Here is a 24,744-nt window from a genome sequence, read left to right on the forward strand (position 1 = left end):
ATGATCGGACTCATGAAATCCATGGCGACGACGATGAAACACGCGCTGGACGGGACGACGTTCACGGTGGAATACCCGGAGGACGCGCCCGAAGTGAGCCCGCGGTTCCGCGGGGTCCACAAGTTCAGCCAGGAGCGGTGTATCTGGTGCCGCCAGTGCGAGAACGTCTGTCCCAACGACACGATTCAGATCGTTCAAGACGACCAGCGCAACGGCGAGCAGTACAACCTCCACATCGGGCAGTGTATCTACTGCCGGCTCTGTGAGGAGGTCTGTCCCGTCGACGCCATCCTGCTGACGCAGAACTTCGAGTTCACCGCGGACACGAAAGACGACTTCGTGTTCAACAAAGAACAGCTCAAGAACGTCCCGTGGTACAAGGGAATCGATCCGCTGGAGTCCCGGAACCCCGATCGCGGCGCGTGGATCGGGGAGGGCGACGGCGAGATCGACTACCAGTAACGGGCTCGTCTCGAAATCTTCAAAGGGGTTCTCATAGGAGACACACACAATGGTTTACGCTACCATCGCGTTTGGGCTGTTCGCCGCGGTTACGCTGGCGTTCGCCCTCGGGGTCGTCCTCGCGCGCGACGTGTTCCACGCCGCGCTGCTTCTGGGCGGAGCCCTCACGAGCGTCGCGGTGCACTACGTGATGCTGCGGGCGGAGTTCATCGCCGCCATGCAGATCCTCGTCTACGTGGGCGGGGTTCTCATCTTGGTCACGTTCGCCGTGATGCTCACGCGATCGGATTCTGAAACGGAGGTGAGTCGCGCGTGAGCAACGACGAGAGCCGCGGGTCGCGAATCGCGCCCGCGATCGCCGTCGGCGCCCTGTTCGCTCTGATCGCCGCAACGGTCAACGCGGCGGCGTTCGAAGCCGCGCCCGCCGGGTTCCCGGCGGACGCCTCGGTCGTCCACAACATCGGGTACGCGCTGTTCGACCTGGGCGCGTACGACGTCGCGACGATCCCCGCCGAAGGGTTCCTCGCGGCGTTCCTGATCGCCGCCGTCGCGCTCGACGTCGCGGTCGACGGGGCCGTCTACCTCGCGAAGCGCGAGGAGGACGGGTCCATCGTCTCCGCGGTCGGGCAGGCGCTTACCGACGGTGGCCGCGACGGAGGTGACGGCCGATGACCGCCGTCGCCGGTTCGATCCCGCCGTCGTGGTACCTGCTGTTGGCGGCGGGCATCTTCTGTATCGGACTGTTCGGCGTGCTCACGCGACGGAGCGCCCTGTACTTCCTCATGAGCGTCGAGCTCATGATGAACGCGGCCAACATCAACTTCGTCGCGTTCGCGCTGTACTACGGTGACCTCACGGGGCAGGTGTTCGCGCTGTTCGTCATCGCGCTCGCCGCCGCCGAGGTCGCCATCGGCATCGGCATCATACTCGTGTTATACCGCAACTTCGGCACGACAGACGTGACTGTTCCCGCGGAGATGAGGTGGTAAGATGGTGAACGCATTCGCATACGTTCCGGCGATAGTTCTCCTCCCGTTCTTCTCGTTCCTGATCGCGCTCGGCGCGGGCAGGTACCTCCCGAAGGGCGGTGCCTTCGGCGGCATCGCGGCGACGGCGGGGTCGTTCCTGCTGTCGATCTGGGTCGCGGTGACCGTCGCGGGCGGGAACGCGTACAACGAAACGCTGTACTACTGGGCGGGCGAGGGCGGCGCGGGTATCGGTCCGACGAACGTCGAACTCTCGTTCGGCGTCCTGATCGACCCGCTGTCGGCGCTAATGTTAGTCATCGTGACGCTCGTCGCGCTGCTCGTCCACGTGTTCTCGCTCGGGTACATGAACGACGAGGGCGAGACCGGGCTGCCGCGGTACTACGCCGGACTCGGCCTCTTCACGGCGTCGATGCTCGGCTTCGTCGTCGCCGACAACCTGCTGATGGCGTTCATGTTCTTCGAGCTGGTCGGTCTCTGTTCGTACCTGCTCATCGGCTTCCACTTCCGGGAGCCCGGTCCCCCGTCGGCCGCGAAGAAGGCGTTCCTCGTCACCCGCTTCGGTGACTACTTCTTCCTCGTCGGCGTCGTCGCGGTGTTCGCGACGTTCGGCACCGCGGCGTTCGCGGGCGCCGAGTCGTTCCCGGCGCTCGCGGAGGCCGCGCTCGCGGGCGAACAGGCCGTGTGGACGCCGTTCGGACTCGACGTCATGACGTGGTTCACCGTCGTCGGCCTGCTCGTTCTGGGCGGCGTCGTCGGGAAGTCGGCGCAGTTCCCGCTCCACACGTGGCTCCCGGACGCGATGGAGGGCCCGACGCCCGTCTCCGCGCTGATCCACGCCGCGACGATGGTGGCGGCTGGCGTCTACCTCGTCGCGCGGATGTACGGCTTCTACGCGCTCACGCCGACGACGCTCGCGGTCATCGCCTTCATCGGCGGCTTCACCGCGCTGTTCGCGGCGACGATGGGGCTCGTGAAGGACGAACTGAAGCAGGTGCTCGCGTACTCGACCATCTCGCAGTACGGGTACATGATGCTCGCGCTCGGTTCGGGCGGGTACGTGGCCGCGGTCTTCCACCTGACGACGCACGCGTTCTTCAAGGCCCTCCTGTTCCTCGGCGCCGGTTCGGTCATCATCGCGATGCACCACAACGAGGACATGTGGGACATGGGCGGGCTGCGGTCGAAGATGCCCGTCACCTACTACACGTTCCTCGCCGGATCGCTGGCGCTCGCGGGAATCTTCCCGTTCGCCGGCTTCTGGTCGAAAGACGAGATCCTCTACGAGGCGCTCGTCCACGCCCCCGGCGAGCCGCTCCTGTTCGGGGCCTACCTGATGGGGCTGCTCGCGGTGCCGGTCACGGCCTTCTACACCTTCCGCATGGTGTTCCTGACCTTCCACGGCGAGCCACGGAGCGAGACCGCTCGCGACCCGGAACCCGTTCGCTGGAACGTCAAGGGGCCGCTGACGGTCCTCGGGTCGCTCGCGGTCGTCACCGGCTTCATCAACATGGTGCCGGTCCAGAAGGTGCTCGGCCTGGAGGGAATCGACCTGCTCCACCGCTGGCTCGACAACGAGTGGGGCGGCATCGACGGGCTCTCCTCGCACCACTACGGCGACATCGGACCGTACAGCAGCCAGTACGTCGTTGGCGGTGAGGTCGGTACGGTCCTCGCCGGCGCGGCCGTGTCGCTCGGCCTCGCGCTGCTCGGTCTCGGACTCGCCTGGCGGCTCTATAACGTCCCCTCCCCGACGGAACACACCGCCAAGCTCGGCGGCATCAAAGACGTGCTGTACAACAACTACTACCTCGACGAACTACAGGTCTGGCTCGCGTATCGGACGGAAGACATCGCGGGCGTCGCGAACACCTTCGATCAGGGGATCATCGACGGCGCCGTCGACGGCGTCTCGTCGGTGAGCCTGACCGGTGGCGGCCGGATCCGGAAGCTCCAGTCGGGGGTCGTCTCGCAGTACGCCGCGCTGCTCACCTTCGGACTCGTCGCGCTGTTGCTCGTGCTCGGCGCGACCGGGGGGTGGTTCCTGTGATACTCGAAGCGCTCATGGCGGCCGCGTTCGTCGGCGCGCTGACGGTGTTCCTCGCGCCCGACGAGTGGGCGGGACGGCTGGCGTTCGCGATCAGCCTCGTCCCGTTCGTCGGGAGCCTCTACCTGTGGTCCGGCTTCGAGGCCGGCGGTAACGCGCTCACCGGCGGCGATATCGCGTACACGACGCAGATCGAGTGGCTCGAGGTCGGCGGTCGCAGCGTCTCGTGGTTCGTGGGACTCGACGGGATCAGCCTCCCGCTTTTCGTGCTCACGACGTTCCTCGTGCCGCTGGCGATCGTCAGCGCGTGGACGCCCATCGACAGCCGGCAGAGCCAGTTCTACGGGCTCATGCTGTTCATGGAGGCGAACCTGCTGGGCGTGTTCACCGCGCTCGACTTCTTCCTCTGGTTCGTCTTCTGGGAGGCCGTGCTGGTGCCGATGTACTTCCTCATCGGCGTCTGGGGCGGTAACGACCGCAAGTACGCCGCGATCAAGTTCTTCGTATACACGAACGCGGCGTCGCTTCTGATGTTCATCGGCTTCATGAGCCTCGTGTTCGCGCTCGGCGACTCGGTGTCGTCGTTCGCCCTGCCCGAGATCGCGCAGGCGATCGCCGCGGGCGGGCTCGACACCTGGTTCGGTATCCCGCCGGACCGGATCGCGATGGTCGCGTTCCTCGCGATGTTCCTCGGGTTCGCGGTGAAGGTCCCGATCGTTCCGTTCCACACGTGGCTGCCGGACGCCCACGTTCAGGCCCCGACGCCCGCGTCGGTGCTCCTTGCCGGCGTCCTCCTGAAGATGGGGACGTACGCCCTGCTCCGATTCAACTTCACGATGCTGCCGAACCAGGCGTCCGCGCTCGCGATCCCGATCGCGGCCATCGCCGTCATCAGCGTCATCTACGGCGCGATCCTGGCCTTGGGACAGAGCGACCTCAAGCGGATCGTGGCGTACTCGTCGGTCTCGTCGATGGGGTACGTCATCCTCGGACTCATCGCGTTCACCGAGTACGGGGTCGGCGGCGCGACCTTCCAGATGGTCGCGCACGGCCTCATCTCCGGGCTGATGTTCATGGCGGTCGGCGTCATCTACAACACGACCCACACGCGGGAGGTCGACGAGATGGCCGGCATGGCCGACCGGATGCCGGTCACCGTCGGTATCCTCGTCGCCGGCGCCTTCGGCTACATGGGGCTGCCGCTGATGGCCGGCTTCGCCGGCGAGTTCTTCATCTTCGTGGGCTCGCTGTCCGCGCCGGCGCTCCCGTACGCGCCGGTGTTCACGGCGCTCGCCATGTTCGGTATCGTCATCGTCGCCGGCTACCTACTGTCGGCGATGCAGAGCACGCTGTTCGGGCCCTTCGAGCTCGACACCGACTACGAGGTCGGGCCAGCGCCGTTCCACGATGTCGCCCCGCTCGCGGTGCTTCTGGTGGCGATCATCGTCCTCGGCGTCGCGCCCGACATCTTCTTCGAGATGATCCGTGACGCTGCCGTTCCCGTCGTCGAGGGGGTGACGATCGATGGTTAACGGTCTGCCGGCCGTGACCGCCCTGCTGCCGGCGCTGCTGCTGGCGGCGACCGGTCTCGTCTTGCTGTTGGTCGACACGGTTCGCCCGGACGCTCGGTCGAACACGTCGATGGCGGTCGTGGGGGCGCTCGGTTCGCTCGTCGCGCTCGCGGCCACCGTCTGGCTCACCGCGACCGGCGTGGGGAGCGCGGACGCCGGCGCGGTCTACCTGTTCGCGGACGCGGTGAAGGTCGACACCATGGCGTTGTTCTTCACCGCCATCTTCGCGTCGGTGACCGCGCTGGTCCTCGTCGCCGCGCACGACTACTTCGACGACCACGCCAACCCGGCGGCGTTCTACTCGCTGGTGACGTTCGCCGCGACGGGGATGGCGCTGCTCGCGGTCGCGAACTCGCTCGCGGTCGTGTTCGTCGCCCTGGAGATGGTGTCGCTGCCGTCGTACGTGCTCGTCGCGTACCTCAAACAGGACCGCGGGAGCGTCGAGGCGGGGATGAAGTACTTCCTCGTCGGCGCGCTTTCGTCGGCCATCTTCCTGTTCGGCATCTCGCTCGTCTACGCCGCGACCGGGTCGCTGATACTCGCCGACATCGCGTCGGCCTCCATCGAGGGGCTCGCCGGCGTGCTCGGTATCGGCGTCGTGATGATGATCGGCGGCGTCGCGTTCAAGACGGCCTCCGTCCCGTTCCACTTCTGGGCGCCGGAGGCGTACGAGGGCGCGCCCGCACCCGTGAGCGCGTTCCTCTCGTCGGCCTCGAAGGCGGCCGGGTTCGTCGTCGCGTTCCGCGTGTTCACCGAGGCGTTCCCGGTGGGCACGTCGCTCGGCGCCGGCATCGACTGGGTGCTCGCCTTCGGCGTCCTCGCAGCCGTGACGATGACGCTCGGTAACTTCGCGGCCGCGGTCCAAGAGGAGGTCAAGCGGATGCTCGCGTACTCCTCTATCGGCCACGCGGGCTACGCGCTCATCGGCGTCGCCGCGCTCACGGTCGACGGGCCCGCCAACGGCACCGTCATGGGCGCGGCGATGGCGCACCTGCTCGTCTACGGGTTCATGAACACCGGCGCGTTCCTCTTCGTCGCGATGGCGGAGAAGTGGGGCGTCGGTCGCACCTTCGAGGACTACGCCGGACTCTGGCGGCGCGCGCCGGTCGCCTCCGTGGCGATGGCCGTGTTCATGTTCTCGCTGGCCGGGCTGCCGCCCTTCGCCGGGTTCTTCTCGAAGTACTTCCTGTTCCAGGCGGCCATCGACAACGGCGTCGTGTGGCTGGCCGGACTCGGCGCGGTCAACAGCGTCGTCTCGCTGTACTACTACAGCCGGGTCGTGAAGGCGCTGTTCTTAGACGACCCCGCGTCGCCGAGCGCGCTCGACGCGATCGACGTGCGCCCGACGGCGCTGTACGCCGCGGTCGTCTTCGCGGCGGTCGTGACGGTGCTGCTCCTGCCCGGCTTCGGTCCGGTCATCGAGACCGCCGAGGCGGCGGCCTCAGCGCTGTTCTGACCGGGCACCGCGTCCGGTCGTTTCGAGTCCGTTCTCACTCCGTCCGCGCTCGCGGCGGGCACTCTGTGCGTTTTGCTCGCCGAGCCGCCCGCCGGCGACCACAGATACTCCTTCGTGCGGCCCGTCCGTTCGTTGTGTCCCGGACGCACACCTACCGGTGTCTGAACTGCTTGGATCACGCCGTCACCCGGTCGTTCGACACGTCACACCTGTCGCGGACCTGCCCGGAGTGCGGATCGTTCGAGCGCTTCGCCAACGAGGCGGTGATCGATCGGTTCGAGACGCTGGACGCGTCCCCGCCGGCGGCGCTCGACTGGGAGCGACTGGAGCGCCGCGAGAAGCTGATCGTCGCGGAACGGCTCGCGCGGACCGACAAGACGCTGGACGACTTCGACGTGGTCGTCGACGAGATAGACGACGCTGACAAAACGGACGACGCTACGGCGAGCGACGACGCTACGGCGAGCGACGACGCTACGGCGAGCGACGACGCTGCCGCGAGCGACGACGCGGAGACCGTCGACGGGGAGCGGGCCGACGGGGCCGACGCGACCGGCGCGTAGCTACCGCGCGTACAGCTTTCCGCCGACGAGGTCTGCGAGCGCGACGCCGCCGCCGGGCGTGACGGCCACGTAGGGGCGCTCGACCGGCCCGAACACGTCGACCACGCGCCCGACGGTAGAGAGCGACTCGTCGACGACGCTCGCGCCGATCCGCGGCGGGTCCTCGCCCGGGTCCCCCCGGGCGATCGCGAGTCCGCCGGCGGTTCGGACGACTGTCCCGACGCGCCGCACGGTTACTCTCGCAGGACGCCGAGGTACGCGGCGATCGCCTGTACGAGATCGTTCTTCGCGGTGTCTTCGGTGCCCTTGACGACCACGGAGCCGCGGGCCTCGTACTCCCGCGAGTACGTGGCGTCGCGCTCGACGGCGGCGTCGTAACCGACCTGTTGGACGGCCTTCGCGATCTCGTCGACGGTCGGCGCTTCGACCGCCAGATCCATCGGGACGCGGCGCCCGTCCGAGCGCGACAGCTCGGCGTCGAAGTAGGCGGGGTAGACGACGTTCTCGACCATACCGTGATCCCCTCGCGCGCGGCGTAAGGTCGTTTCGGACCGCCGCGGGGCGGACTCCCTAGCTCGTCCGGAACTCGAAGCGGGCGCCGCCGTCCTCGCCGGCGCGTGCGGTGACGGTCCAGTCGTGCGCCTCCGCGATGCGTTCGCTGATGGCGAGCCCGAGTCCAGTGCCCGACTCCTCCGTGGTGAACCCGCTCTCGAACACCCGGTCGAGCTCGTCGTCCGGGAGGCCGGTCCCGTCGTCTTCGACGTAGAATCCGTCCGTCTCGGCGCCGCTCTCGTCGCGGAACGTCGTCGTCCCCACTCGGACCGAGAGCGGGTCTTCGGGGGAGTCGCGCCCGTGTTCCGCGCTGTTCCGGAAGACGTTCTCGAACAGCGCGCGGAGCCGAGTCGGGTTCGCCTCGAAGCCCGTGTCCGACTCGACGGTCAGGGTCGCGTTGCCGGTGTCGACGCTCTCCCACGCGTCGCGCGCGATGTCGGACAGCGAGACGGACTCCGTTTCACCGACGGACTGGCCCTGTCTGGCCAGGGACAGGAGGTCGGCCACGAGTTCGTCCATCCGCGAGATCGCGTCCGCGGCCCTGTCGAGGTGGTCGAGCTCGCCGGTCTCGCGGACGAGGTCGACGTACCCCTCCGCGACGGACAACGGGTTCCGGAGGTCGTGGGAGACGATCGAGGCGAACTCGTCGAGGCGCTCGTTCTGTCGGCGGAGGGTCTCCTCGCGCTCTCGCCGGTCGGTGACGTCGGTGTAGATCGCGTAGCCCGCCGCGTTCGCCGCGTCGAGTCGGATCGGGATGACGTGGAGGATGAAGTGGCGGTGGCCGTCCGCGGTCGTCCGCGTCACCTCGCGCCGGACGTTCTCTCCGCTCTGAAGCCGGTCGTTGAGCTCTTCGGCCTCCGACCCGGAATCGGTGGGGACGATGTAGTCGTCGATAGACTCTCCGGTCACCGTCTCGGCGTCGTAGCCGAACGTCGACTCGAACGCGTCGTTGACCTGTCGAACGATCGGCTCCCCGTCCACGTAGTCGTACGCGATGGCGGGGTCCGGAACGTTCGTGAACAGCGCGAGGAGGCGGTCGTGTTCGGCTCGAAGCGTCTCGTTGACGGCGATCCGGTCGAGCGTCTCTTCCAAGTGCGAGGCGAGCAGTTCGGCGAGCCGGCGGTCGTCGTCGTCGAACTCGTCGGCGCCCTCGGTGCCGGCGGTCGCCAGCTGGAACACCACGTCGTCGCCGACCGGCACGGTGAGCAGCGTGGCGTACCGGCTGTCGGGGTTCGGGTTCGGTGCGATGGACGCGTCGCCGGTCCGAACCGCTCTGCCGGCGACCCCGCTGCCGACGCGGACTCGGTTACAGTCCTCGACCGGGACGCCCGACGAGGCGGCGACGGGTTCGACCCACTCCTCGTCGCCGACGGCGACCACCGCCTGGTGTTCCGGGAAGACCGTCTCGGCGACGGCGATCGCGGCCCGGTACGCCTCGTCGACCGACCTGACGGCGGCCAACTCAGTCATTCCGGCGTTGAGCTGCTCGATCCGCGACGGCGTGTGCGTCGGATCGGCCCGGCTTCCGCACCGCTGGTCGCGAGCGAGCAGCCACGACACCGTTTCCGCGAGCGCGTCCGGCGTCGTCGCGACGGCGTCCACGAGGGGGTCGGTGGCGGTCTCGCCCGTCGGATCGCCGACGAACGCGACCACGGCGCCGCTGCGGTCGACGGACCGGAGCCGTTCGAGGCCCGGCCCGTCGACGACGACCGTCACGTCGGCGTCGGTGATCCGCTCGTCGCCGACCGCGTCGGGTACGGCGGCGTGCGTCTCCACCGCGCGGGCCTCGTCGTCCCCGTCGGCATCGATCGGCGTGTCGAGCCGGGTGGCGAGTTCGTGGTCCTCATCGAGCACGAGGACCGTCGCACGCTCGCTCAACGCGGAAGTCACAATGGTAAATTGTAGCACAGGCTGCGGTGATAAACCTTCTCACCGGCCGTCGCGGGCGGGAGACCTCGGACGGCCGCGTTCCGCTCGCGTTCGGCCTGACGCCGACGCTGACGACCGACCCCGGAACCCTTTTGGAGCAACACCGGCCACGTTCGTGTAATGAGCGATCTCGAAGCGGAGTACCGTCTCGACTACTTCGAGGAGGAGGGGTTCACCCGGAAGGAGTGTACCTCCTGTGGCGCGCACTTCTGGACCCGCGACGACGACAGGGAGCTGTGCGGCGAGCCGCCGTGTGAGGACTACAGTTTCATCGACGACCCGGGATTTCCCGAGTCGCACTCGCTGTCGGAGATGCGGGAGGCGTTCCTCTCCTTCTTCGAGGACAACGACCACGAGCGGATCGAGCCGTACCCCGTCGCCGCGAACCGGTGGCGCGACGACGTCCTGCTGACGCAGGCGTCGATCTACGACTTCCAGCCGCTCGTCACCTCCGGGGCGACGCCGCCGCCGGCGAACCCCCTCACCATCTCGCAGCCGTGTATCCGGATGCAAGACATCGACAACGTCGGCAAGACGGGCCGGCACACGATGGCGTTCGAGATGATGGCCCACCACGCGTTCAACACGCGCGAGGAGGTCGACGAGGAGGAGTACGCCTATCACGGCGAGGTGTACTGGAAAGACGAGACGGTCCAGTACTGCGACGAGCTGTTCGAGAGTCTCGGCGCGGACTTAGAGGAGATAACCTACATCGAGGACCCGTGGGTCGGCGGCGGCAACGCCGGCCCCGCCATCGAGGTCATCTACAAGGGCGCCGAGCTGGCGACGCTTGTCTTCATGTGTATGGAGTTAGACCCCGACGGCGACTACGAGATGAAAGACGGGAACACGTACTCGTTCATGGACACGTACATCGTCGACACCGGGTACGGGCTCGAACGCTGGACGTGGATGAGCCAGGGGACCGCGACGGTGTACGAGGCGATCTATCCCGACGCCATCGACTTCCTGAAGGACAACGCGGGCATCGAACACACCGAGGCGGAACGCGAGATCGTCCACCGCGCGGCGAAGCTCTCGGGGCGCCTCGACATCGACGACGTCGACGACGTGGAGGCGGCTCGCGGCGAGATAGCCGACCGACTCGACGTCGACGTCGACCGGCTGCGCGAGCTGGTGGAGCCGCTCGAATCGATCTACGCGATCGCCGACCACTCGCGGACGCTCGCGTACATGTTCGGCGACGGGATCGTTCCCTCGAACGTCGGCACGGGATATCTCACGCGGATGGTCCTGCGACGCACGAAGCGGCTCGTGGACGAGGTCGGCGTCGACGCGCCGCTCGACGAACTCGTCGACATGCAGGCCGAGCGGCTCGGCTACCGGAACCGCGACACGATCCGCGAGATCGTTCGCAGCGAGGAGCGGAAGTACGAGGAGACGCTGGAACGTGGCGCTCGCAAGGTCGAACAGCTCGCCGACGAGTACGCCGGCACCGGCGAACCCATCCCGACCGCGGAGCTGTTGGAGCTGTACGACTCACACGGGATCCAGCCCGACATGGTCGCCGACATCGCCGACGACCGGGGGGCGACCGTCGACGTGCCCGACGACTTCTACTCGCTCGTCGCCGACCGACACGAGGAGGGAGACGCCGCGGCCGCGAGCGACGAGCGCGACGAGCGTCTCGCCGACCTCCCCGAGACGGAGAAACTGTTCTACGACGACCAGGGCCGCACGGAGTTCGAGGCGGTCGTCCTCGACGTGTTAGACGCCGACGAGGGGTACGACGTCGTGTTGGACCAGACGATGTTCTACCCCGAGGGCGGCGGGCAGCCGGCCGACAGGGGACAGCTCACGGTCGGTGAGACAACCGTCGACGTGACCGACGTCCAGGAGGTCGACGGGGTCGTCCTCCACCGTGCGGACGCGGACCCCGGGAAAGGGGAGTTCGTCCGCGGGCAGGTGGACGGCGACCGCCGCGACCGACTCCGCGCGCACCACACCGCGACGCACCTCATCGGCCACGCGGCCCGCGAGGTGCTCGGCGATCACGTCCGGCAGGCGGGCGCCCAGAAGGGGATCGACTCCTCGCGGCTCGACGTGCGTCACTTCGAACGCATCACCCGCGAGGAGGTCAAGGCGATCGAACGCGTCGCCAACGAGCTGATCCGCGACGACGTTCCCGTCCGTCAGGAGTGGCCCGACCGCAACGAGGCCGAGGCCGAACACGGCTTCGACCTGTATCAGGGGGGCGTCCCGCCGGGAACGAACGTCCGGCTGATCCACGTCGGCGACGCCGACGTTCAGGCCTGCGCGGGGACCCACGTCGACAGGACCGGTGCCATTGGCACGGTGAAGGTGTTGAAAACGGAGCCGGTTCAGGACGGCGTCGAGCGCATCGTGTTCGCGGCCGGCGCCGCCGCGGTCGAGGCGACCCAGCGCACCGAGGACGCGCTGTACGACGCGGCCGCGGTCTTAGACGTCGACCCGCTCGACGTTCCCGACACCGCCGAGCGCTTCTTCGAGGAGTGGAAGGCGCGCGGCAAGGAGATCGAATCGCTCAAAGAGGAGCTCGCGACCGCGCGCGCTTCCGGCGGCGCAGACGCCGAGGAGGTCGAGGTCGACGGGACGGTCGCGGTGATCCAGCGGCTCGACGGCGACGCTGACGAGCTGCGCGCGACCGCGAACGCCCACGTCGACGACGGGAAGGTGGCGGTGATCGGCAGCGGCGCCGACGGCTCCGCGAGCTTCGTCGTCGGCGTCCCCGACGGCGTCGACGTGAACGCCGGGCAGGTCGTCGCCGAACTCGCCGGCCGCGTCGGCGGCGGCGGCGGCGGGCCGCCGGACTTCGCACAGGGCGGTGGTCCCGACGCCGAGGCGCTCGACGGCGCCCTCGACGACGCGCCGGACGTGCTCCGGGCCGTCCGCGAGGCCTGAGAGGGCACCATGCCGGTCGCCGAGAACGCCCGCGACGGCGCCGCGATCCGATACGAGGTCGACGCGAGGGGCGTCGGGCCCGACGACGAGGCGGTCGTGTTCTGTGGCGACGTCGGCCTCGGCGCGTGGCAGTTCGGGTGGCAACACGCCGCGCTGGCGGGACCGCACACGGTCGTCACGCCGGAGACGCGCGGCGTCGGGCGGTCGGACGCTCCGCCCGGCCCCTACCGGGTCGAGACGCTCGCGGCCGATATCGAGGCCGTCTGTGCGGCAGAGGGGATCCGGAACGCCCACCTCGTCGGCTACGGCCTCGGCGGGATGGTCGCGCTGACCGCGGCGCTGAGCTCCTCGCGCCCGGCCAGTCTCGCCGTGGTCGGGACGCCGCCCGCCGGCGACGCGTACCACGCTGACGGGGTCTGGGCCGACCCGGCCGACCCGTCGGCGGTCGAGGGGGTCCTCTCCGGGCTGCTCTCGGTCGACTTCCGGGAAGCGCACCCGGACGCGCTCGAACGGATCGCGGAGTGGCGCCTCGCGGAGGACGCCGACCGCGAGACGTACGAGGCACACCGCGCCGCGGTCGAGGGGTTCGACCTCGTCGACCGACTGTTCGAGGTCACGACGCCGACCGTGGTCGTCCACGGGAGCGACGACGCGGTCTGTCCGATCACGGCCGGCGAGACGCTGGCCGAGGGGCTTCCCCGCGGCGAGTTCGTCTCCGTCGACGGCGCTCGCCACCTCGTCGGCGTCGAGGCCTCGGCCGCGGTCAACGACCACCTCGTCGGGTGGCTCGCTGAGCATGCGACCGGCGAGTTCGAGTAGCTCACCGTCAGCGCAACCGTTTTGAGGCTCTCGCCTCTCCGTCCACTCGATGACTCGCCTCCGGTTCGCCCTGTTGAACGCCGCCCACGACGGCGCGAACACCCGTCGGAACTTCCGGCGGGAGATCGACGCCGACCTCGTCGAGTTCGACGCCACCGCGGGGGACCTCCCCGACCACACCGACTTCGACGGCGTCGTGGTGACGGGGTCGCGGTCGTCCGTCTACTGGGACGAGGAGTGGATACCGGCGCTCGTCGACTACGTCGCCGAGGCCGTCGCGGCCGGCTGCCCGGTCCTCGGCGTCTGTTACGGCCATCAGGTGCTCGCGGAGGCGCTCGGCGGCCGCGTCGCCGGGATGGACGGGTTCGAGATCGGCTACAACGAGATCAGCCGCCTGCGCGAGGACCCGCTTTTCGACGGACTCGGCGACTCCTTCACCGCCTTCACGACTCACGGCGACGCGGTGGTCGAACTCCCGCCGTCCGCGACGCTGCTGGCCGAGAACGAACACGGCGTCCACGCGTTCCGCGACGGCCACTGCTGGGGCGTCCAGTTCCACCCCGAGTACGACATCGAGACCGCTCGCGACGTGACGGACGGCAAGCGAGACCAGATCGGTGACGCGCGCGTCGACACGGTCCTCGAGTCGATCACCCCCGCGGCGTACGACGCCGCCTGCGAGGCGAAGGCGCTGTTCGAGAACTTCACGGCGTACGCGGAACGGCTCGCGGCCGACGAGACGGAGCCGGCGGCCGCGGACGACTGAGCGAGGCGGGCGGCCGCGGACGACCCACCGGCGCCGTCGACGCGGCCCCCGGTCGAACACCCTTATACGGTTCCCGTACCGAACCTCGGTATGAACGTAGTACCGGACACGAGCGCGGTCGTCGACGGCCGCGTGTCCGAACGCGTCGCGGACGGGACCTACGAGTCGGTCTCCGTGTTCGTCCCGGAGGCGGTCGTCGGCGAACTGGAGTCGCAGGCGAACGACGGGCTCGAATCCGGCTGGGACGGGCTGAGCGAACTCAAGCGACTCGCCGACTACGCCGACGACGGGACGATCGACCTGCGGTACGTCGGCGAGCGCGCCAGCGGCGACGCCAAGTCGAACGCCCACGAGGGCGACGTCGACGCGCTGATCCGCGATCTCGCCGCCGATCACGACGCGACGCTGCTCTCCAGCGACGTGGTCCAGGCCGAGGTCGCCCGCGCGAAGGGACTCGACGTGGAGTACGTCGAACCCGTCGCCCGAGGCGTCGTCGACGACCTCCCGATTCAGGACTTTTTCACCGACGAGACGATGTCGGTCCACCTCAAGACCGGCACCGTTCCGAAGGCGAAGCGCGGGACGCTCGGCGAGATGCGCTACGTCGAGATCGACGACGAGGAGACCGACGAGGAACAGATGCGCGAGTGGGCCAACTCGATCGTCGACCTCGCCCGCCAGTCCAACGAGGGTTTCATCGAACTGTCGAACGACGGGATAGACATCGTCCAGTTCCGGAACTACCGGATCGCGGTCGCGCGACCCCCGTTCGCGGACGGGATCGAGATCACCGCGGTGCGGCCCATCGCGAAGACGACGCTCGACGACTACGAGTTCGCCGACGAGCTTCGCGAGCGGTTCCGCGAGCGGAAACGCGGCGTGCTCATCTCGGGATCGCCCGGCGCCGGCAAGTCGACGTTCGCGCAGGCGGTCGCCGAGTTCTTAAACGACAGCGACTACGCGGTGAAGACGATGGAGAAGCCGCGCGACCTCCAGGTGGGGCCGGAGATCACCCAGTACGGCGCGCTCGGCGGCGAGATGGAGAACACCGCGGACTCCCTCCTCTTGGTCCGGCCCGACTACACCATCTACGACGAGGTGCGGAAGACGAACGACTTCGAGGTGTTCTCGGACATGCGGATGGCCGGCGTCGGCATGGTCGGCGTCGTCCACGCCTCCCGCGCCATCGACGCGCTCCAGCGGCTCGTCGGTCGCGTCGAACTCGGGATGATCCCCCAGATCGTCGACACCGTGGTCTACATCGAGGCGGGCGAGGTCCACACCGTCTACGACGTGACCACCGAGGTGAAGGTGCCCGCCGGACTCACGGCGGAGGACCTCGCGCGTCCGGTCATCCAGGTGTCGAACTTCGAGACGGGGACGCCGGAGTTCGAGATATACACGTTCAACCGGCAGGTCGTCACCGTCCCGCTGAACGACGACGAAGAGGCCGAAAGCGAGAGCGGCGTCGGTCGCATCGCCAAAAAGGAGATCGAACGCGAGATCCGCTCGGTCGCGCACGGCCACGTCGACGTGTCGCTGAACGGCGACGACGAGGCGGTCGTCTACGTCACCGAGGGAGACATCGGCACCGTGATAGGGAAGGGAGGCGGTCGCATCGCCGACATCGAGAACCGGCTCGGGATCGACATCGACGTTCGCACGCACGACGAGAAGCCGGGCGGCGCGGGCGCCGGCGCCTCCGGCGGCGAGAGCGGCGCCAGCGGTCACGGTGACGGGCAGGTCGGCGCCGAGCGAGGGACCGTGGTCGCGCCGGAGATCACCTCGCGACACGTCGTCATCGACGTCGACGACGGCGTCGGCGAGACGGTCGAAGTGCGCGCCGACGGCGAGTACCTCTTCACCGCCACCGTCGGCCGCGGCGGCGAGGTTCAGGTCTCTCGCGGCTCCGCCATCGCGGAGGAACTGGAAGACGCGATCGACCGGAACCGGACGGTGACCGTCGTTCCGGCCCGCTGAGACGAACGGGTGCGGTCGGGTCCGCCGCGGCAGAGAGCGGGGGGTTCAGACCGGGCCGACGGCGTCCGGTCACCCGAGAGCCGTCTCTCGATCGCCGGGTACGCGTCGTCCGACGCAGAAACGTACCACGATCGTCGTAACCTATCCCTCCTGAAAGATAACGCTTTTTTGACGGTGTAGACAACTCGGGGTATGGCTGATGAGTTAAAACGCGGGCTCGAGGGCGTCCTCGTCGCGGAGTCGGATCTGAGCTACGTCGACGGCGAGGTCGGAAAGCTCGTGTATCGCGGGTACGACATCGAAGACCTCGCTCGCGGCGCGAGCTACGAGGAGGTGCTGTACCTGCTGTGGCACGGCTCGCTCCCCACTGCCGCGGAACTCGACGCGTTCACCGCCGACCTCGTGGCCGAGCGCGACGTCGATGACGACGTCATCGAGACGGTCCGCGCGCTCGCCGACGCCGGCGAGCGACCGATGGCCGCCCTCCGGACCGCGACGTCGATGCTCTCGGCGTACGACCCCGACGACGGCGACAGCGAGGAAACGACCCTCACGCAGGGCCGCCGGATCACGGCGAAGATCCCGACGGTCCTCGCCGCGTTCGAACGCGTCCGTCAGGGGAACGAGCCGGTCGCGCCCGATCCGGACCTCTCGCACGCCGGGAACTTCCTCTACATGCTCACGGGCACGGAGCCCGATCCGGTGAGCGAGGAGACGTTCGACATGGCGCTCACCCTCCACGCCGACCACGGCCTCAACGCCTCGACGTTCACCGCGATGGTGATCGGCTCGACGATGGCCGACGTCTACTCCGGCGTCACCGGCGGTATCGGGGCGCTCTCCGGGCCCCTCCACGGCGGCGCCAACCAGGACGTGATGGAGGTGCTCCACGAGATCGACGCCTCCTCGAAGGACCCCGTTCAGTGGGTGAAAGATACCCGCGACGACGGCGGACGCATCCCCGGGTTCGGCCACCGCGTCTACAAGGTGAAAGACCCCCGCGCGAAGATCCTCGAGGAGAAGCTCCGCGACCTCTCCGAGTCGTCTGGCGACACCAAGTGGCTCGATTACACCACCGCCATCGAGGAGCACCTCACCGATCAGGGGCTCGTCGAGAAGGGGATCGCCCCGAACGTGGACTTCTACTCCGGCTCCGTCTACGACTCGCTCGGCATTCCGGTCGACATGTACACCCCCATCTTCGCGATGAGCCGCGCCGGCGGCTGGATCGCCCACGTCGCCGAGTACCAGGAGGATAACCGCCTCATCCGCCCGCGCGCCCGGTACACGGGCCCCGAGAACGCCGAGTTCGTCCCGATCGACGAGCGGTAAGCGGTCGCGACCCGTTTCTGTCGGTTGTCTGCCTCCGTCACTCGAACGCAGAGACTTTCGTTTGACGTCCCGGAACCGACGCCGACCAGCCTCGCGCGCGTTCCGGGGACTCCCCGACTCCAGGCCACGGAGCCGTTCCGAAGTCAGGTCTCGTCGGTGGTCGGCGTCCGCGAGAATCGTTCGCCGTCGTGCGTCGCGTTCAGGCGTTGAGGCGCTCGCGAGCGTACTTCGCGAGCAGCGGGACGTCGTCGAGATGGAGGAGCCGCGCCATCCCCGCCTTCTCGCCGCGGTTCGCCTTCGCTAAGATGTCGTCGTCCGTCCGCTGGAGGTCTCGGAGGAGTCGGTCGTACCGCTCGTTCGGGGCGAGATACAGCAACTCCGTGAGCGCCAGCCGGGACTTCGCGCGCGGCGCCACGTCGCGGTGCCAGAGCGTCTCGTACACGGCGAGGCTCTCCGCGTCGACGCGGCGCTCGGAGTCGGTGAGACAGCGGTCGACCGTCGCCGCGGCGGCGCGGGCGGACTTCATCCCCTTGTGGATCCCCTCGCCCCACAGCGGGTCGATGGTCGGCACGGTGTCGCCGATGGCGATGAACCGGTCCGTGTGCATCTGTCCCGGGCGCTGGATGTGTGCGGAGCCGCGGTGGACCTTGCCGTCGAGCTTCGTTGCGTCGGCGAACCGGGGGTCCCGGTCGACCCAGTCGTCGAGGTAGCCGTCGACGGTCTTGCCCGCCTCGGCGAACTCGCGGTGGCGGTCGTTCTGGATGTAACAGATGCCGACCTTCGCGGTGTCTTCGCCGGTCGCGAAGATCCACGAGTAGCCGCCGGGCGCGATTTCGTGGTCCAGACGGAGCATCATTGCGCGCCGGAGGTCCGCGTACTCCGGGTGGTTCATCTCGACGCCTTCCATCTCGTACTCGATGCCGATCGCCTGGTTCTCGCGTTCGAGGTCGACGACGTCGAGGGCGCTCGCGATCGGCGCGGCGGGACCGGTCGCGTCGATCACGATGTCGGCGTACACCTCCTCGTCGCCGTTGTACCGCACGCCTTCGATGACGTCGTCGTCGTCGAGGATCGGTCGGGAGACCCGCGCGTCGAAGCGGTACTCCGCGCCGTTCTCCCGGCCGTCGGCGACGAGGAACTGCTTGAACTCCGCGAACTCCAACACCGCGCCCGGCTGGTAGCTCTCGTAGTACTCGTTGGGAGACTCCAACACGACGTCGTCTGTGTACGACATCACGACGCCGTCGGGAATTCCGAACGAGGACATCATCGACGGGAACGTGCCCGCCGTCGACTTGTTGCTCTGTCGCGGGAACTCGTCTTCCGACTCGGTCTCGAGAACGACGACGTCGTAGCCGCGCGTCGCCAGGTCGCGGGCGCACTGCGCGCCCGCCGGACCGGCGCCGGCGATCGCGACGTCGTAGCGGTCAACCATACACAACGGTTGCGGACCCACCTAATTAGACTTGCTGAAACCCGACGAGAACTCCGCGCAAACGGGCTCGTTCGCCCGTTTTTGGCCGTCGCGAGAGGACGGAATACCGCCCGTCGTTCGCGACCGTTTCAGTAGAACTCGCGGACGAGATCGGTCGCGCTCTCCGGAGCGCCGTCCGGGATCACCGACATGTCCTCGTCGACGCCGTGCTGTTCGTGGTACGGCACCGACGACTCGTCTTTGTAGAAGACGCCCTGGTGTTCCTTCTCGTTGTCGAGGATGACGTCTTTCGCGTCCTCGCGGTTGGTCGGGTCGTGGTCCGACTCCTTCAGGTCGACCAGCGAGTCGCGGAAGTAGTCGTACGTGTCGACGTCGTTGAAGGTGACGCACGGCGAGTAGACGTTCACGAAGCCGAACCCGTCGTGTTCGATGGCCTCCTGAATGATCTCTTGGTGTCGGAGCGCGTCCGAGGAGAACGACTGCGCGATGAACGTCGCGCCCGAGGCGAGCGCCAGCGCGTGCGGGTTGACCGGGGGCTGTTTGGGGCCGTCGGGGCTCGTCGACGTCTCGAAGTCCTCACGGGAGGTCGGCGACGCCTGTCCCTTCGTCAGGCCGTAGATGCGGTTGTCCATCACGACGTACGTCATGTCGACGTTCCGCCGGACGGCGTGGACGAAGTGGCCCGCGCCGATGGAGTAGCCGTCGCCGTCGCCGCCGGCGACCATCACTTCGATGTCGGGCCGAGCCATCTTGACGCCCGTGCCGACGGGGAGCGCGCGTCCGTGAACGCCGTGGAGCGCGTAGCTGTGCATGTAGGTGCCGATCTTCCCGGAACAACCGATGCCGGCGACGACGAAGGTGTTGTCGGGGTCGTTCCCCGTCTCCGCGAGTCCCTTCATCATCCCGTTCATCGTGCCGAAGTCGCCGCATCCCGGGCACCACGTCGGCTGCTTGTCGGACTTGAAGTCCGTGAATCGAATATCTGAGCTCATTGGTTACGCCTCCACCCCCGCTTCGAGGGTCGCTTTGATCTCGTCTGCGAGTTCGTCGGCCTTGAATCGCACGCCAGTGTACTTGTTCACGCGGTCGACGCGTTCGAGCACGTCGTGTTCGACGATATTCGCGAACTGTCCGGTCTCGTTACACTCGACGACGACGACGTTCTCGGCCGCCTCGACCGCTTCGGTAAGGTCCGGTCGCGGGAAGATGTACGGGACCGAGAGGACCCGCACGTCGGGCCCGTCGTCCCCGAGCAGATCGAGCGCCTCGACGAGCGCGCCCTCGTTCGACCCCCACGTGATGACGAGGTTCTCCGCGTCGGCGTCGCCGAACTCGCGCGGGCTCCAGTCTTCGCGCTCGCGGGCGGTGTCGACCTTCCGGTTGCGCTTGTCGACCTGCTCGACACGCATCTCGGTGTCCTCGGTCCGTCGACCCTGCTCGTCGTGTTCGAGGCCGGTGGACATGTGCGCGCCGTCGGCGGTGCCGGGGAACGCCCGCGGCGAGATGCCGTCGTCGGTGATCTCGTGGGGCTGGAAGCCGCCGGACTCGCTCATGTGGTCGTCGATCGTCGTCTCGTCGACGACGTTGCCGCGGTCGATCTCGACTTCGTCCATGTCGAAGGTGTCCGGGGAGAACGTCTCCTCGGTGACCGCCATCGAGAGGTCGGCGGTGAGGTAGACGGGGAGCTGGTACTTCTCGGCGAGGTTGAACGCCTCGACGGTCTTCCAGAAACACTCCGAAATCGTCGTGGGCGCGAGCACGAACCGGGGGACCTCGCCGTGCCCGCCGTACAGCATGTGGTTGAGATCGCCCTGCTCCTGTTTCGTCGGCATCCCGGTCGAGGGGCCCGAGCGCATCACGTTACAGATGACGAGCGGCGTCTCCGAGGTGGCGATGAGGCCGAACGTCTCGGTCATCAGGTCGATCCCGGGGCCCGAGGTCGCCGTCATCGCGCGGGCGCCGCCGCGGGCCGCTCCCAGCGCCATGTTGACGGCGGAGAGCTCGTCTTCCGCCTGAACGACGTGGCCGCCGTACCGCTCGATGCGGCCGGTGAGGTACGTCATCACGTCGGTCGCGGGCGTGATCGGATAGCCGGCGTAGAAGCGGCAGCCGGCCGCGATTGCGCCCATCCCGATGGCCTCGTCGCCGTTGAGGAGGACGTAGTCCTCGTCGGTGGTCTCCAGGTCGTAGTCGAACTCGTGGTCGTACTCCTCGGCGACGTACGACTGACCGGCGCGGGCGGCCTCCTTGTTGTTGTCGACCAGCTTCTGTCCCTTGTCCTTGAACCGCTTTTCGAGCGCCGAGTCGAGGTTCTCGATGGGGAACTCCGCCACCTCGCAGGCGGCGCCGAGCGCGACGACGTTCCGCATGATCGCCCCGCCGGCGTCTTCGGCCAGGCTCTTGAGCGGGACGTCGAGTCCGATCATCTCCTCGGGGATCTCGACGTCTTGCATCGTCGTCCGCTCGCCGTCGTAGATGATCACCGACCCCTCGTGGAGCTCGTCGAGGTTCTCCTCGATCGTCCGGGGGGTCAACGCGATGAGCACGTCGAGTCGGTCCACGACGCTCTGTACCTTGTCGACGGAGGTCCGCACCTTGTAGGCGGTGTACCCGCCTCGGATCCGCGATGCGAAGTCCTTCGACGTGAACACGTGTCGACCCGCGCGGGAAAGCGCCTGTGCGAAGATCTTTCCCGTCGAGTCGATGCCGTCGCCGGCCTCTCCGCCGACAGCCCAGTTGAAATCCGCGGCCATGTGCTATGGGCAAGGTTCCGGCGGACTCATCAAAAGGCTTCTGGAAGGAGTCACCGACACATTTCTGAACGAACGTGTTCCTTCTCGCGAATATTGTCGTTTATTGGGGCCGAATTCGCGAATACACTCAAGATAATTGACCATGCGTTCACCGCTTTCCTCACGATCGTCCCTTCGCGTCGGACCCGTTTTCGACGTTCGTCGAACGATTTCGGCCGACCCTCGGCCTAGGTCGGACGCTTCGTGGCACGGCGTGCGCGAGCGAACCGGTTTCGACACGGGCAGGACCGACGCCGACGGGAACACGTTTGTGTCTCCCCCGCCGATACGGCCTATGGACACGACAGCGACGGTCGAGTCGGTCGAGTCGGTCGGCCCCGACACGTACGCCCTCCGCTTTCGCGCCCCCGAGGGGTTCGCGGCCGAACCCGGACAGTTCGTGAAGCTCGGCACCGACATCGACGGCGAGTCGGTCGCACGCTTTTACACGCTCTCGTCGCCGCACGTCGGCGACAGCTTCGAGGTCACGATCGGTATCGACCCCGACGAGGGCGGCGAGTTCTCCGCGTTCCTCGCCGACGCCGAGGCCGGCACCGAGATGACCCTCTCCGGCCCGTACGGCGACCAGCACTACGACGGCGAGCCGCGCGCGGTCGTGATCGCGGGCGGACCCGGGATCGGCCCCGCGGTCGCCATCGCGGAGCGCGCGCTCGACGAGGGGGCCGCGGCCGCCATCGTCTACCGCGCCGACGACGCGGCCCACGCCGACCGGATCGAGGCGCTCCGCGAGCGCGGCGTGTCGGTCCACCTCCTCGACGGCGACGACGCGCTGACGACGGCCGTCGACGACGTGCTCACGGGCGCGGCCGACGAGACGGTCTTCGTCTACGGGTTCGCCGACCTCGTCGCGGACGCGGAGGCCGCCGTCGACGCGGCCGGCGGCGACGCTGACGCCGCGAAAGTCGAGAACTTCGGGTAGCCACCGACCCCTGACGGGCGACGCGCTCTCAGGTCCCGACCGCCGGTGCCGCCACGCTTTACAGACCGGCACCGAGAGGGGTGAGTATGGACTACCGACGACTCGGCAACACCGGGCTCAGCGTTTCGGAACTCTGTCTCGGGACGTGGCGGTTCGGTCGCGAGACGAACGGCGTCGTCGAGACGGGCCGCGAGGAGGCCCACGAACTGCTCGACGCGGCCGCGGACCGCGGGATCAACTTCATCGACACGGCCAACGTGTACGGGACGCCGAACGGGAAGAGCGAGACGTACATCGGCGAGTGGCTCGACGAGCGCGACCGCGAGGACTACGTGATCGCCTCGAAGGTGTACTTCCCGTTCGACGGGCGCGGCGAGCCCGGCCCGAACGACTCGGGGCTCGGCCGCAAACACATCCGGGCGCAGATCGAGGGGACCCTCGACCGGCTCGACACCGACTACCTCGACGTCTACTATATCCACCGCTGGGACGAGGACACCCCGATAGAGGAGACGATGCGCGCGCTCGACGAGCTGGTCGCGGCGGGGAAGGTCCACCACCTCGGCGCGTCGACGATGGCGGCCTGGCGGCTGACGAAGGCCCAGTGGACCGCCGACGTCAACGACTACGCGAGCTTCGACGTGGTCCAGCCGCTCCACCACGCGGGCTACTACGAGGACGTGAAGGAGTACCTCGACGTCTGTGTCGACCAGGATCTGGCCGTCTGTCCGTACTCCCCGCTCGCGGGCGGGTTCCTCACCGGGAAGTACGAGCGCGCCGACCCGGACGACCCCGAGCGGGTGATCGCGCCCGACGGGTCGCGCGCGAGCTTCGACGACCGGTTCGAGCGCTTCTACCTGTCCGAACGCGGCTGGAAGGTGCTCGACGCCGTCCGCGAGGTCGCCGACGAGTCGGACGCCACGCCCGCGCAGGTCGCGCTCGCGTGGCTCACCGAGTGGGACGAGTTCACCTGCGTCCCCATCGTCGGCGCGCGGACGGTCGAACAGCTCGACGAGAACGTCGCGGCCACCGACGTCGACCTGTCCGACGAGCAGTGGGACCGGATCATGGACGCGCGCTACGCGCCGGACGGCACCCTTTGGGGGCACTGAGCGCCCCGCGGTCTCGGTCGGGCCGCCGTCGACGGACGCGTCGACGCCGCGTCACTCGTCGAAGTCCGGGAGGTCGTCCGGCGCGTCGAAGTCGGCCTCCCAGTCGATGTACTCCGCTTTCAGCGTCTCGCAGACGATCTGTCCGAGCTCCGTGAGCCCCGCGTTGATCGCGGAGACGGTCCCCCACGAGTCCAAGTCCGGGTGGAGGTCGCGCTCCTTCCAGTCCTCGGGCAGCCCCGGCGCGTGGTAGCCGACGCGGTCAGCGAAGTCGTCCCAGAAGAAGTCGAACCGGGAGACGAGATCGAGGTCGAGCGCGATCCGCCAGTCTTCCTCGTCCATGTCGCTGCCGGCGGCCCACTCCGCGAACGCCTCCTCCCACGCGCCCTCGCGGAGGAAGCTCCCCAGTTCGTCGCGGCGGTACTCGCCGCCGGACACCTCGGCGTCCTCGTACTCGTTCGGGTCGACGGCGGCGAGTTCGGGAGGGGCCGGCGGGTCGACGTCGAGTGACATGGTCGGACGTGGGGGCCGCCGAGGCAAAACGCTACGGGAACGGGTCGGCCCGCGCCCCGCGGTGCGTCCGATCCGGTCCTTTTACCGCGGCGCCGTTCCGAGAGCGAGTATGGACTTCCGCGCCCTCTCGCGCCGGGTCGGGATCGTCGCCGCCGTCGCCACCGTGATCGCGCTCGTCGCGCCGTACGCGCTCGTCTCGGGGTACGCGACCGAACTCGCGGGGTACTACTCCTCCGGCGCCGTCGGCTGGGGCGGGATCGCGCTGTTCGCGCTGTTGAGCGCGGTCGTCATCGCCTCCGTCGAGCGGGGCAACCTCGACCCGGGGACGCTCGCCGGGGTCGCCGTCGTCCTCGGGGTCGCCACGACCGCGAGCGCGGCCCTGTGGGCGACCGCGATAGAGCCGACCTCGGTGTTCGCTGAGTACCGCTGGCTGGTGTGGCACGCGCCCGCGGTCGTCGCCGTCTCGGTCCCCGTGCCGCTCTCCGCCGCGGTGTACGCCCGCGCGCTGTTGTCGTGAGGGCGGGCGGCGGGTGAGTTCGTACGGTTCACCTCCGGCGTCTCGCCGAACGAAAGGCCCTTAAGTTGGTGCCC

Annotated in this window: 23 protein-coding genes; 16 read left to right on the plus strand and 7 right to left on the minus strand. The window is 68.3% G+C overall.

The genetic code is table 11. The features are described 5' to 3' along the window. The 8 genes from ABDZ89_RS15530 (at window position 1) to ABDZ89_RS17155 (ending at window position 7,085) form a co-directional block, all read left to right on the plus strand. Window positions 1–462 carry a NuoI/complex I 23 kDa subunit family protein gene (locus tag ABDZ89_RS15530; protein WP_343780549.1) on the plus strand — a complete coding sequence of 154 codons (462 nt, stop codon included), beginning with the start codon at window positions 1–3 and terminating at the stop codon, window positions 460–462. Between the two features lie 49 nt (window positions 463–511). Continuing rightward, window positions 512–778 carry an NADH-quinone oxidoreductase subunit J gene (locus tag ABDZ89_RS15535; RefSeq protein WP_343780551.1) on the plus strand — a complete coding sequence of 89 codons (267 nt, stop codon included), beginning with the start codon at window positions 512–514 and terminating at the stop codon, window positions 776–778. After that, window positions 775–1,134: a hypothetical protein gene (locus ABDZ89_RS15540; protein ID WP_343780553.1), complete on the plus strand. Its 360-nt coding sequence runs from the start codon at window positions 775–777 to the stop codon at window positions 1,132–1,134. Before ABDZ89_RS15535 ends, ABDZ89_RS15540 begins: the two co-directional genes overlap by 4 nt. Beyond that, window positions 1,131–1,451, plus strand: a complete 321-nt coding sequence (nuoK, locus tag ABDZ89_RS15545; RefSeq protein WP_343780554.1) for an NADH-quinone oxidoreductase subunit NuoK — start codon at window positions 1,131–1,133, stop codon at window positions 1,449–1,451. Before ABDZ89_RS15540 ends, nuoK begins: the two co-directional genes overlap by 4 nt. A 1-nt stretch (window position 1,452) precedes the next feature. Beyond that, entirely contained in the window at window positions 1,453–3,498 is a 2,046-nt protein-coding gene (gene nuoL, locus ABDZ89_RS15550) for an NADH-quinone oxidoreductase subunit L (RefSeq protein WP_343780555.1), read from the plus strand. A 14-nt stretch (window positions 3,499–3,512) separates the two neighbouring features. Next, entirely contained in the window at window positions 3,513–5,027 is a 1,515-nt protein-coding gene (locus ABDZ89_RS15555) for a complex I subunit 4 family protein (RefSeq protein WP_343780991.1), read from the plus strand. Further along, the gene (locus tag ABDZ89_RS15560; protein WP_343780557.1) at window positions 5,020–6,522 is read left to right on the plus strand and encodes an NADH-quinone oxidoreductase subunit N; all 1,503 of its coding nucleotides are present in this window, start codon (window positions 5,020–5,022) and stop codon (window positions 6,520–6,522) included. The genes ABDZ89_RS15555 and ABDZ89_RS15560 overlap by 8 nt, the downstream gene beginning before the upstream one ends. A gap of 134 nt (window positions 6,523–6,656) precedes the next feature. Further along, entirely contained in the window at window positions 6,657–7,085 is a 429-nt protein-coding gene (locus tag ABDZ89_RS17155) for a hypothetical protein (protein WP_371153024.1), read from the plus strand. Here the strand turns inward: ABDZ89_RS17155 and ABDZ89_RS15570 are convergent, their stop codons facing one another. From ABDZ89_RS15570 to ABDZ89_RS15580, 3 genes are read right to left on the minus strand one after another with little or no spacing between them, the layout of a single operon-like run. After that, entirely contained in the window at window positions 7,086–7,316 is a 231-nt protein-coding gene (locus tag ABDZ89_RS15570; protein ID WP_343780559.1) for an H/ACA ribonucleoprotein complex subunit GAR1, read from the minus strand. A 2-nt stretch (window positions 7,317–7,318) separates the two neighbouring features. Then, window positions 7,319–7,597: a signal recognition particle subunit SRP19 gene (srp19, locus tag ABDZ89_RS15575; protein ID WP_343780560.1), complete on the minus strand. Its 279-nt coding sequence runs from the start codon at window positions 7,595–7,597 to the stop codon at window positions 7,319–7,321. Between the two features lie 58 nt (window positions 7,598–7,655). Continuing rightward, window positions 7,656–9,527: an ATP-binding protein gene (locus tag ABDZ89_RS15580; protein ID WP_343780561.1), complete on the minus strand. Its 1,872-nt coding sequence runs from the start codon at window positions 9,525–9,527 to the stop codon at window positions 7,656–7,658. 159 nt (window positions 9,528–9,686) lie between these two features. Between ABDZ89_RS15580 and alaS the strand changes: the two genes are divergently transcribed. The 5 genes from alaS (at window position 9,687) to citZ (ending at window position 17,364) form a co-directional block, all read left to right on the plus strand. Beyond that, window positions 9,687–12,467 (plus strand): alanine--tRNA ligase, encoded by a 2,781-nt coding sequence (gene alaS / locus ABDZ89_RS15585; protein WP_343780562.1) that lies wholly within the window; start codon window positions 9,687–9,689, stop codon window positions 12,465–12,467. A gap of 9 nt (window positions 12,468–12,476) precedes the next feature. Then, the gene (locus tag ABDZ89_RS15590) at window positions 12,477–13,286 is read left to right on the plus strand and encodes an alpha/beta fold hydrolase (protein WP_343780564.1); all 810 of its coding nucleotides are present in this window, start codon (window positions 12,477–12,479) and stop codon (window positions 13,284–13,286) included. Window positions 13,287–13,335: 49 nt separating this feature from the next. Then, window positions 13,336–14,052 (plus strand): type 1 glutamine amidotransferase, encoded by a 717-nt coding sequence (locus ABDZ89_RS15595; RefSeq protein ID WP_343780565.1) that lies wholly within the window; start codon window positions 13,336–13,338, stop codon window positions 14,050–14,052. Window positions 14,053–14,142: 90 nt separating this feature from the next. Beyond that, window positions 14,143–16,032 carry a PINc/VapC family ATPase gene (locus tag ABDZ89_RS15600; RefSeq protein WP_343780566.1) on the plus strand — a complete coding sequence of 630 codons (1,890 nt, stop codon included), beginning with the start codon at window positions 14,143–14,145 and terminating at the stop codon, window positions 16,030–16,032. A gap of 192 nt (window positions 16,033–16,224) precedes the next feature. Beyond that, a complete protein-coding gene (citZ, locus tag ABDZ89_RS15605; RefSeq protein WP_343780567.1) occupies window positions 16,225–17,364 on the plus strand; it encodes a citrate synthase in 1,140 nt (379 codons plus the stop codon). A 199-nt stretch (window positions 17,365–17,563) separates the two neighbouring features. Here citZ and ABDZ89_RS15610 read toward each other — a convergent pair whose 3' ends face one another. The 3 genes from ABDZ89_RS15610 to ABDZ89_RS15620 all read right to left on the minus strand — a co-directional run bounded on the left by ABDZ89_RS15610 (window position 17,564) and on the right by ABDZ89_RS15620 (window position 21,552). Next, window positions 17,564–18,799, minus strand: a complete 1,236-nt coding sequence (locus ABDZ89_RS15610; protein WP_343780568.1) for a digeranylgeranylglycerophospholipid reductase — start codon at window positions 18,797–18,799, stop codon at window positions 17,564–17,566. Between the two features lie 128 nt (window positions 18,800–18,927). After that, window positions 18,928–19,791 carry a 2-oxoacid:ferredoxin oxidoreductase subunit beta gene (locus ABDZ89_RS15615; RefSeq protein ID WP_343780570.1) on the minus strand — a complete coding sequence of 288 codons (864 nt, stop codon included), beginning with the start codon at window positions 19,789–19,791 and terminating at the stop codon, window positions 18,928–18,930. A gap of 3 nt (window positions 19,792–19,794) precedes the next feature. Beyond that, on the minus strand, window positions 19,795–21,552 hold the full coding sequence (locus ABDZ89_RS15620) for a 2-oxoacid:acceptor oxidoreductase subunit alpha (protein WP_343780571.1): 1,758 nt from the start codon (window positions 21,550–21,552) through the stop codon (window positions 19,795–19,797). A 334-nt stretch (window positions 21,553–21,886) separates the two neighbouring features. Here ABDZ89_RS15620 and ABDZ89_RS15625 point away from each other — a divergent pair, with 334 nt between their 5' ends. Together ABDZ89_RS15625 and ABDZ89_RS15630 are read left to right on the plus strand one after the other, a co-directional pair. Further along, complete coding sequence (locus ABDZ89_RS15625) at window positions 21,887–22,531, plus strand: FAD-dependent oxidoreductase (protein WP_343780572.1); 645 nt, start codon at window positions 21,887–21,889, stop codon at window positions 22,529–22,531. Window positions 22,532–22,617: 86 nt separating this feature from the next. After that, window positions 22,618–23,643, plus strand: coding sequence for an aldo/keto reductase (locus tag ABDZ89_RS15630; protein ID WP_343780574.1), 1,026 nt, complete (start codon window positions 22,618–22,620; stop codon window positions 23,641–23,643). 51 nt (window positions 23,644–23,694) lie between these two features. Here ABDZ89_RS15630 and ABDZ89_RS15635 read toward each other — a convergent pair whose 3' ends face one another. Further along, window positions 23,695–24,153 carry a DUF7992 family protein gene (locus ABDZ89_RS15635; RefSeq protein WP_343780575.1) on the minus strand — a complete coding sequence of 153 codons (459 nt, stop codon included), beginning with the start codon at window positions 24,151–24,153 and terminating at the stop codon, window positions 23,695–23,697. 109 nt (window positions 24,154–24,262) lie between these two features. Between ABDZ89_RS15635 and ABDZ89_RS15640 the strand changes: the two genes are divergently transcribed. Beyond that, window positions 24,263–24,670, plus strand: coding sequence for a DUF7548 family protein (locus tag ABDZ89_RS15640; protein WP_343780576.1), 408 nt, complete (start codon window positions 24,263–24,265; stop codon window positions 24,668–24,670). Window positions 24,671–24,744 lie beyond the last annotated feature (74 nt).

It is taken from the genome of Halorubrum ejinorense, assembly GCF_039522565.1.
GTDB lineage: Archaea > Halobacteriota > Halobacteria > Halobacteriales > Haloferacaceae > Halorubrum > Halorubrum ejinorense.

Bases quoted from the DNA above. Each gene is read 5' to 3' on its own strand.
- ABDZ89_RS15530 (WP_343780549.1), top strand. From the start codon at position 1: ATGATCGGACTCATGAAATCCATGGCGACGACGATGAAACACGCGCTG.
- ABDZ89_RS15535 (WP_343780551.1), top strand. From the start codon at position 512: ATGGTTTACGCTACCATCGCGTTTGGGCTGTTCGCCGCGGTTACGCTG.
- nuoK (WP_343780554.1), top strand. From the start codon at position 1,131: ATGACCGCCGTCGCCGGTTCGATCCCGCCGTCGTGGTACCTGCTGTTG.
- nuoL (WP_343780555.1), top strand. From the start codon at position 1,453: ATGGTGAACGCATTCGCATACGTTCCGGCGATAGTTCTCCTCCCGTTC.
- ABDZ89_RS15555 (WP_343780991.1), top strand. From the start codon at position 3,513: ATGGCGGCCGCGTTCGTCGGCGCGCTGACGGTGTTCCTCGCGCCCGAC.
- ABDZ89_RS15560 (WP_343780557.1), top strand. From the start codon at position 5,020: ATGGTTAACGGTCTGCCGGCCGTGACCGCCCTGCTGCCGGCGCTGCTG.
- srp19 (WP_343780560.1), bottom strand. From the start codon at position 7,597: ATGGTCGAGAACGTCGTCTACCCCGCCTACTTCGACGCCGAGCTGTCG.
- alaS (WP_343780562.1), top strand. From the start codon at position 9,687: ATGAGCGATCTCGAAGCGGAGTACCGTCTCGACTACTTCGAGGAGGAG.
- ABDZ89_RS15590 (WP_343780564.1), top strand. From the start codon at position 12,477: ATGCCGGTCGCCGAGAACGCCCGCGACGGCGCCGCGATCCGATACGAG.
- ABDZ89_RS15595 (WP_343780565.1), top strand. From the start codon at position 13,336: ATGACTCGCCTCCGGTTCGCCCTGTTGAACGCCGCCCACGACGGCGCG.
- ABDZ89_RS15600 (WP_343780566.1), top strand. From the start codon at position 14,143: ATGAACGTAGTACCGGACACGAGCGCGGTCGTCGACGGCCGCGTGTCC.
- citZ (WP_343780567.1), top strand. From the start codon at position 16,225: ATGGCTGATGAGTTAAAACGCGGGCTCGAGGGCGTCCTCGTCGCGGAG.
- ABDZ89_RS15610 (WP_343780568.1), bottom strand. From the start codon at position 18,799: ATGGTTGACCGCTACGACGTCGCGATCGCCGGCGCCGGTCCGGCGGGC.
- ABDZ89_RS15615 (WP_343780570.1), bottom strand. From the start codon at position 19,791: ATGAGCTCAGATATTCGATTCACGGACTTCAAGTCCGACAAGCAGCCG.
- ABDZ89_RS15620 (WP_343780571.1), bottom strand. From the start codon at position 21,552: ATGGCCGCGGATTTCAACTGGGCTGTCGGCGGAGAGGCCGGCGACGGC.
- ABDZ89_RS15625 (WP_343780572.1), top strand. From the start codon at position 21,887: ATGGACACGACAGCGACGGTCGAGTCGGTCGAGTCGGTCGGCCCCGAC.
- ABDZ89_RS15630 (WP_343780574.1), top strand. From the start codon at position 22,618: ATGGACTACCGACGACTCGGCAACACCGGGCTCAGCGTTTCGGAACTC.
- ABDZ89_RS15635 (WP_343780575.1), bottom strand. From the start codon at position 24,153: ATGTCACTCGACGTCGACCCGCCGGCCCCTCCCGAACTCGCCGCCGTC.
- ABDZ89_RS15640 (WP_343780576.1), top strand. From the start codon at position 24,263: ATGGACTTCCGCGCCCTCTCGCGCCGGGTCGGGATCGTCGCCGCCGTC.